Annotated in this window: 5 protein-coding genes; 2 read left to right on the top strand and 3 right to left on the bottom strand. The window is 31.5% G+C overall.

The genetic code is table 11. The features are described 5' to 3' along the window. Positions 1 to 267 precede the first annotated feature (267 nt). Complete coding sequence (locus AC4FQX_RS14880) at positions 268 to 1,503, bottom strand: ABC transporter permease (RefSeq protein ID WP_491168512.1); 1,236 nt, start codon at positions 1,501 to 1,503, stop codon at positions 268 to 270. Positions 1,504 to 1,509: 6 nt separating this feature from the next. Here AC4FQX_RS14880 and AC4FQX_RS14885 point away from each other — a divergent pair, with 6 nt between their 5' ends. Both AC4FQX_RS14885 and AC4FQX_RS14890 read left to right on the top strand, forming a co-directional pair. Continuing rightward, positions 1,510 to 2,811: an exo-beta-N-acetylmuramidase NamZ family protein gene (locus tag AC4FQX_RS14885; protein ID WP_491168513.1), complete on the top strand. Its 1,302-nt coding sequence runs from the start codon at positions 1,510 to 1,512 to the stop codon at positions 2,809 to 2,811. A gap of 57 nt (positions 2,812 to 2,868) precedes the next feature. Next, entirely contained in the window at positions 2,869 to 3,048 is a 180-nt protein-coding gene (locus tag AC4FQX_RS14890) for a hypothetical protein (protein WP_491168514.1), read from the top strand. 225 nt (positions 3,049 to 3,273) lie between these two features. Here the strand turns inward: AC4FQX_RS14890 and AC4FQX_RS14895 are convergent, their stop codons facing one another. Both AC4FQX_RS14895 and AC4FQX_RS14900 read right to left on the bottom strand, forming a co-directional pair. Then, positions 3,274 to 5,763, bottom strand: a complete 2,490-nt coding sequence (locus AC4FQX_RS14895) for a T9SS type A sorting domain-containing protein (RefSeq protein WP_491168515.1) — start codon at positions 5,761 to 5,763, stop codon at positions 3,274 to 3,276. 386 nt (positions 5,764 to 6,149) lie between these two features. Continuing rightward, complete coding sequence (locus AC4FQX_RS14900; protein WP_491168516.1) at positions 6,150 to 8,795, bottom strand: T9SS type A sorting domain-containing protein; 2,646 nt, start codon at positions 8,793 to 8,795, stop codon at positions 6,150 to 6,152. Positions 8,796 to 8,900: the final 105 nt, after the last annotated feature.

Raw genomic sequence — 8,900 nt, forward strand, 5'->3', positions numbered from 1 at the left:
TGCAAATCTAACACCTTTTTTCACTTGCGCAAGACTTTTTTTAAACTATTTTTGTTCTTTTTTTTAAAAGACACAAAAACAAACACTTATACAATAAAAGAATTTGAAAATTAATAATAACAAACCCTAAAAATTGAAAGGTTGATACTATTTAAACTAAAATAAATCAACTCAACTGAAAAAAACAGGATAAATAGCAGGGCTCAAATGTGACAGACTATAAAATTAAAAAGCAATAAATCACATTTCTACTCCAAAAACATAAAATCAATCGAAACGAATGGCACGAACTGGTGATATTCGCGTGATCAAATAAGACGGAATCAGCAAAACCAGTAAGCAAATCAATATTGTACCTCCGTTTAAAAGTAAAATATAAATCGAGTCTATATATACGGGGGCTTCATTAACATAATAATTTTCGGGGTTGAGTTTAATTATTCCAAAATATTTTTGGATCAGCAACATTCCGATAGCGATAAAATTACCCCAGAACAATCCTCTTATAATGAGATAAAGGGCATTATACAGGAAAATCTTTCTGATCATCCAGTTATTTGCTCCTAATGCTTTAAGTATTCCGATCATCTGGGTTCTCTCTAATATAAGGACTAATAATGCTACTACCATATTAATTGCGGCAACAACAATCATTATAATGAGTATTACTATAATGTTTACGTTAAACAACTCGAGCCATTCGAATATATAGGAATATTTTCTGGAAATGGTCTGTGTGTCTAAGGTGGACGGGATTTCATTATATATCTCTTCTCCTTTTTGATCTATTTGTGTAAAATCGTCTATAAACACTTCAAATGTTCCTACTTGGTCAGACTGCCATTTATTGATACGCTGTAAATGACGAATGTCTCCTATTATATAGGTATCATCAAATTCCTGTAATCCGGAATTATAAATGCCTACTATTTTAAATACTCGGAGATTTGGCAATTTATTGCCTTCTTCTTTCATAAAGAAGGTATTAAACTTGTCTCCTACTTTAAGATTTAATCTGTTTGCTAAATATTGTGAGATGAGTATTTCGGGATTTAGTTTATGTTCTAAATTGGGTTTGTGACCTTCAATTATATATTCTTCTATATTCTTCCACTGAAAATCTCTGCCTACTCCTTTAAAGATGATTCCTTCGAAAGAATTTTCTGTTCTTATAATACCTGCTTTTGTAATAACTGCCTGAATATAACTGATTCCTTTAACGGATGTGAATTTTGGATAAAAATCCTGTTTTGTCGAAATGGGAACTAAACTAACTTCTGATTCGTTATTATCATAGTTAGCAATACTAATGTGTCCGTTGAATGCGGCTACTTTTTGTCGGATTTTCTTTTGTAATCCAACGCCTGTTGCAACTGAAATAATCATCATAATTATCCCGATAGCAATAGCTGAAATTGCAATTTTTATAATTGGTGAAGAAATACTACTTTTATTGTCTCTGGTAGTAATTAATCTTTTAGCGATAAAATGTTCTAAATTCAATTTTATATGATGTCAATTAATGTTTTCAAAAATACATTTTTATTCTTTGTTTTGTTGTTTATTTCTTGTGGAAATGCTCAAAGCACAAAAAATACAGCTAAACAATCTGTAATAAAAACTGCTGATCGAACTCCTGAAACAATTATCAGGGACGAAACTCCTATTGTAACGGGTGCTGAAAATTATAAGGAATATATTCCTTTATTGGAAAATAAAAAAGTTGGAATTGTTACTAATCAAACGGGAATTGTATTTAAACAAGAAAAAATTAAGACGGATACTGAAGATGGATACGCAATGAAGATCAGAACTGTTCCGGTTCATCTTGTTGATTATCTTATTACTAATAAAAAAATTAATATCACAAAAATTTATGCTCCGGAACATGGATTCAGAGGAACGGCTGATGCGGGGGAATCAATTAAGGATGGAAAGGATACTGCAACGAACTTGCCTATTATTTCTCTATATGGGAATAACAAAAAACCTAGTGCTCAGCAGTTAAAAGGGATTGATGTTATGGTATTTGATCTGCAGGATGTTGGTGCTCGTTTTTACACTTATATTTCTTCTCTGCATTATATAATGGAGGCTTGTGCGGAAAGCAACATTCCTCTGATTATTCTGGATCGACCTAATCCGAATGGAAATATTATAGATGGACCTACTTTGGAAATGGTGAATAAAAGTTTTGTCGGCATGCATCCTATTCCTATATTACATGGAATGACGATTGGTGAATATGGTCAGATGATTAATGGTCAGAAATGGCTAAATAACGGTATTCAGTGTGAATTAACGGTAATTTCCTGTTTAAACTACTCGAGAGGGATGTCTTATAGTCTGCCTGCAAAACCTTCTCCTAATCTGCCAAACGACCAGTCTATAAATTTATATCCTAGTTTATGCTTTTTTGAGGGTACTAATGTTAGTGTTGGCAGAGGAACGGATAAACAGTTTCAAATTTATGGCTCTCCTTTTTTACCTAGGAGTACTTTTTCTTTTACTCCGAAACCTAATTTGGGGGCAAAAACACCTCCTTATGATGGTAAAATCTGTTATGGGGAAGATTTATCCAATATAGAAAAGGTCAACCAACTGGAAATAAAATGGCTGATTAAAGCGTATCAGAATACTTTCAACAAAACAAAGTTCTTTAATAATTACTTTATTAAATTAGCGGGAACGAAACAATTGCAACAACAAATCGAACAGGGATTAAGTGAAACTCAAATTAGAAATTCATGGGAGAAAGGATTATCTGAATTTAAAAAAATGAGAAGACCTTATCTGATCTATGCTGAATAAGTCCTTTTACTATCTCTGTTTCACTCTCACAAATTAACCACTATCAACTAAAAAATTATGGATTATAGTACCAGAATACAAAACTTCCTGAATGCTTTGTTAGATTTTATTGACCGGATCATTTCGTTTATTGAGCGACTAAAAGCGGGTATTGAAAATGCAATTAGCTATATAAATGATATTATCGAATATGTTTCTTCTCTTATTCAGGATCTGAAATCAGTAGCTAGTAATTAGTACTCGGCGATCGGTATGCAGTGTATCAGTCACAGTATTCAGTATGCAGTATTCAGTGATCAGTATGCAGTGATCAATATTCGAACCAGCGTAGTACTTTTCTGTTAAAAACATAAAGCTGAAAACTATCAACTATAAAAAAAGTCCGGTATTCGAAGAACTTTCGAATACCGGACAAACTACAAATAACACTTATCTTGATTTTATTCTAAAACAAGGTGTTTTCTAATTCTTTATTATTTTATGACTGGTTATTCCTTTGGAAGTATAGGCTTTTAAAACATGAACGCCTTTTTGTAGGTTGCCAACGGATATTCCCTGATTCGGTTGGTTTTCTTGTTTTACTAAATGTCCGTTCAGATTATAAATTTCTACTTTTTCAATTTGGTCGGGTGCATTGATATAGACTACGTCCATTACAGGATTAGGGTAGATTGTAAGTGTTGTGGCTTCTGCAACTTTTTCTTCTACTGAAGCTAATTTATATCCCCATCCCCATACGTCTCCTTCTATTACGGATAACGGCAGGCGGTCAATCCAATTAGACCCTGATTCTCGTTCTTCTATTTTTACAACTCCATTCTCTACGGTATATGGCATAACAATATAGTTTCCTTCAGCAATTTCAAAAGGCACTTCACAGTCATATACATAACCATTTCTGGCAACGGTAATATCATTCATAAACGTACCTCCTATATCAAACAATCCAATATGAAGAACAGCCGCTTTTGAAGAAGGAACATATACCTGAAAAGGCACCTCAACTTCTACCTGAAAAAAATTGTCTTTAGTAGTTTTCAACTGCAAATGCTTTAATACGGATAGTGTTCTAAAATCAAAACTTTTTTCTCCTAAAACAGTAATCGGTAACTTATCAATCAAATATGACCCTGTAGGACGTACAATAATTTCTACTCCTCCATTAACCTCTCTATAGGGCTGAATAACATAGGCTCCTTTTGAAACATCTGTGGGTATTCTACAAGTATAAACATTTCCCTTTCCGGAAAGAGTAATGTTTTTGTAAAAAATACCGTTATTTCTAAATAAACCTATTTTTACCTGTTCTTGATTTTCTGAAACAACTGCCTGAACCTTAAATGCTTTACCTACTTGTACTTCATAAAGATATTCTGTTCCTGTTTTTACTATCAGATGTTGTTTTAATGCCATTCCTTTTTGTACTGTAACATGATATTCAACAGTAAGACCGGAAAAACTAGCATTCGTCATTTTACAAACCAGCATTTGCCCTATACCAATTCCTTCTGCTATAAAGTTACCTCCAACACGTTGCTCCAACTCTATAGGTGTACCCGATTCAGTATACCATTTATAGGTCGTTATATTCCCATTAATATAGTATTCATTCGTTAAATCTATTTCCGGAGCACTGGTTACTATCTCTTTTCTACTTTTTTGAGGTGTATAGGAAAAGCTCGAAAAAGACCCCGAATTTTTTAGGGTAGAAAGATCTGAAAACATAAAATAATTATTAGCACAATACAAGTATCTTAATCCTACATTATTAGAAATATCCAATGCTAATAACTCATTATCATTACAATTTAAAGTATTTAAATTTATATTATTAGAAATATCCAATACCGATAACTCATTATCATTACAATTCAAAGTATTTAAACTCATATTATTGGAAACATCTAACGATGATAACTGATTATTATAACAACTCAACGTAGTTAATTTTGTATTCTTAGAAACATCCAATGACGCTAACTGATTTTGATCACAATATAAATGCGTTACGTTTATATTATTAGAAACATCCAACCATGTTAACTGATTATTAGAACAATTCAATTCTTTTAATTTCATATTTTTAGAAATATCCAACCATGTTAACTGATTATTATTACAATTCAAAATCGTTAAGTTGGTATTATTAAAAACATCCAATGACGCTAACTGATTATTAGAACATTGCAAATTCACTAAACCGATACTACTTAAAACATTTAATGAGGTTAACTGATTATTAGAACAATTCAAATTCACTAAACCGTCAACGCCAGAAACATTTAACGAGGTTAATTGATTATTGTAACAATACAAACTCACTAAACCGACAGCACCAGAAACATTTAATGAGGTTAACTGATTATAATAACAACTCAACGTAGTTAATTTTGTATTCTTAGAAACATCTAAGGACGTTAACTTATTAGAATAACAAATCAAATCGGTCAATTTTACATTCTTAGACATATTCAATGACGTTAACTGATTTGAATAACAATTCAAACTAGTTAATTCTACATTCTTGGACACATCCAAGGACGTTAATCGATTATTATAACAATTCAAATATTTTAAATTCACATTTTTAGACACATCCAAAGACGCCAATACATTGTTATAACAATATAATTTTTCTAAAAAAATAAATTTACCGGCATCTAATGTTCCGCTTAATTTATAGGTATTAATTACACTTAATTCTGTCAGCCGTTTAGGAGATGCTGTGTTCCACGTACAACGACTTCCCAATTTAGTAACCCACGCTTCTGAGGTACTCCAATCTAAGGTGTCTGCCGTAACTAAACCCAAAGCATGCAGATTCAGCTGTCCTGATTGACTCGATGGCTGACGAAGAAAAACACGCAGTCCTTCTTTATCATCTTTATCATACGTTTGTGCCTGTACACTACCGCACAGCAAAAACAAAACAAATAGTAAGTTATTTTTCATAAAATAAATTTAAATTAAACATTTTTTTAAGTTAATTTAACAAAAATAATAGTTATTTTTTTTATTATAAAATAATAATGTAAAATAATTTAACAACAAGAAAAGAAGTCTTGTTATAATATTAGTTTTTTTATGATTTATCAAAACAATATGTTATAGATCAGAAGAAATGTGAGGTATTCAGTATTCAGTACTCAGTATCCTAAACAGCTTTCGAACCCAGATAACATTTTCTTGCTGTTAAAAAGACAAAGCTGAAAACTATCAATTAAAAACTATCAACTATAAAAAACTATAAAAAAAGTCCGGTATTCGAAAGTTCTTCTAATACCGGACAAACTACAAATAACACTTATCTTGATTTTTCTAAAACAAGGTGTTTTTTTTTAATTCTTTATTATTTTATGACTGGTCACTCCTTTTGAAGTATAAGCTTTTAAAACATGAACGCCTTTTTGTAGGTTGCCAACGGGTATTCCCTGACTTGGTTGGTTTTCTTGTTTTACTAAATACCCGTTCATATTATAAATTTCTATTCTTTCAATCTTTTCGGGTGCATTGATATAGACTACGTCCATTACGGGATTGGGATGGATTGTAAGTGTTGTGGCTTCTAAAGCAAACCTAGATCCCCATATATCTCCTTCTGTTACGGATAATGGCAAACGATCAATCAAATAAGATCCCGCTTCTCGCTCTGCTATTATTACGGCTCCATTTTCTACTGTATATGGCATAATAATAAAATTCCCTTCGTTGATTTCAAAAGGCATTTTACACTTATAGTGATCCCTGTTCTTTGCTTCGGTAATATCAGCCAAAAAAACACCGTTTAATTCAAACAACCCAATGTTTGTAGCGGTTTCTGAGAAAGGAACATATACTTCAAAAAGATCTTCTACTGCTACCTGAAAGAAATTATCCCGAGCTGTTCTCAGCTGTAAATGCTTTGATACGGTTGCTGTTCTAAAATCAAAACCTTTTTCTCCTAAAACGGTAATCGGCAACTTATCGATCAGATGTGATCCTTCTGGACGGCTAATGATTTTTTTCGTACCGTCTGTTTCTATATACGGCTGGACAATATACTTTCCTTTTGAGATATTTTCGGGTATTTGACAGATATAGTGCTTACCTTCTCCGGAAAGTGTAATATCAGTATAAAAAACACCTTTGTTACTAAACAGCCCTATTTTTACCTGTTCCTGATCTGCTGAAACCACTGCCCGAACCCGAAAGCGATCTCCTACTGCTACTTCATAAAGATAGTCTGTTGCTGTTTTTAGTGCTAAATGCTCTTCTAATGACGCTACTTTGCTTATAGTGACACGATAGTCAATAGTAAGATCAGGATATCCAGCATTAGTCATTTTACAGACCAGTGTCTGCCCAGCATACGTTTTTTCGGCAATAAATTTACCATTAGCAGTATGTTTCAACTCTATAGGTATACCCGATTCGGTATACCATTTATATATAGTTATATTGTCTTTAACAGAATACTCACTACTTAAATTGATTTCCTGTCCGACACCTATAACCTCTCCTTCAATAGGCTTTTGAGGGGCATAATCAAACCAACTAAGTAAAGGCGATGAACTTTCTATATTAGATAAATCCGAAAACATAAAATGACTGTTAGAACAATACAAAAACTTTAAATTTACATTATTTGAAACATCTAATGATGTTAACTGATTTGAAGAACAACTCAAATATATTAAATCTACATTCTTATAAACATCCAATGACATTAACTGATTTGAAGAACAATCCACAAGTCTTAATTTTACATTCTTAAAAACACTCAAGAACGTTAACCGATTTGAAGAACAATGCAAAACCTCTAAATTTAAATTACTAGAAATATCTATGGATATTAATCTATTATTACGACAATCCAAATTAGTTAATTCCAAATTATTAGAAACATCTAATGATGCTAACCGATTTGAAAAAAAAGTCAAATTTTCTAAACTAACAGCACCAAAAACATTCAAAACTGTTAACTGATTTGAAGAACAACTCAAATGTTTTAAATTTACATTCCCAGAAACATCTAATGATGTTAACTTATTAGATTGACAATATAAATAAACTAAACTATCAGCTCCAGTAACATTCAAAAAAATCAACTGATTTAAGGAACAAGTCAAATATCTTAAATCTATATTCTTAGAAGTATCCAATGATGTTAATCTATTATTACTACAATTCAAATTAGTTAATTCCAAATTATTAGAAACATCTAATGACGCTAACTGATTTGAAGAACAATCCAAATGTTCTAAATTTACATTCTCGGAAACATCTAATAATGTCAACTCATTACGATTACAAATCAATTGTTTTAAACCCGAACCTTTAGAAACATTCAATGACGTCAACAAATTAGAGTCACAATTTAAATATATTAAACCAACAACCTCAGAAACATCCAATGATCTCAATTCATTCGAAGAACAAAACAGACTGGTTAAATTCAAATTATTAGAAACATCCAATGACGTTAACTGATTTGAAGAACAACTCAAACTAATTAAATTTACATTCTTAGAAACATCCAAGGATATCAATCCATTACTACTACAATCCAAACTGGTTAAATTTACATTCTTAGAAACATCCAAGGATGTTAGTCTATTATTATGACAACTCAAATTGGTTAAATTCATATTCCTAAAAACATATAAGGATGTCAACATATTATTATAACAACGTAATTCTTCTAAAAAAACAAACTTACTAGCATCTAATACCCCATATAATCTATTTGTATTATTAAAAACACCACCTACATCTAATTTTATTAATCGCTTGGGAGATACTGTATTCCATACACAACGACCTAATAATTTGGCGACCCATACTTCTGAAGCTCCCCAGTTTAAAGTATCTGCTATGGTTAAACCCAAAACATGCAGATTCAACACCCCCGGTTTATCGGTTGGCTGACGAAGAAAAACACGTAATCCTTCTTTATCATCTTCATGATAGGTTTGTGCTTGTACACTACTGCACAGAAAAAACACAAAAAAAACAAATAGTAAATTTTTTCTAATAAATAAATATTTTAAGTTAATTTAGCGAAAATAAATATTAATTTTTTATAATAAAAAATTAATAGCATCTTATTT

This window comes from Flavobacterium sp. AK-301 (assembly GCF_058310215.1).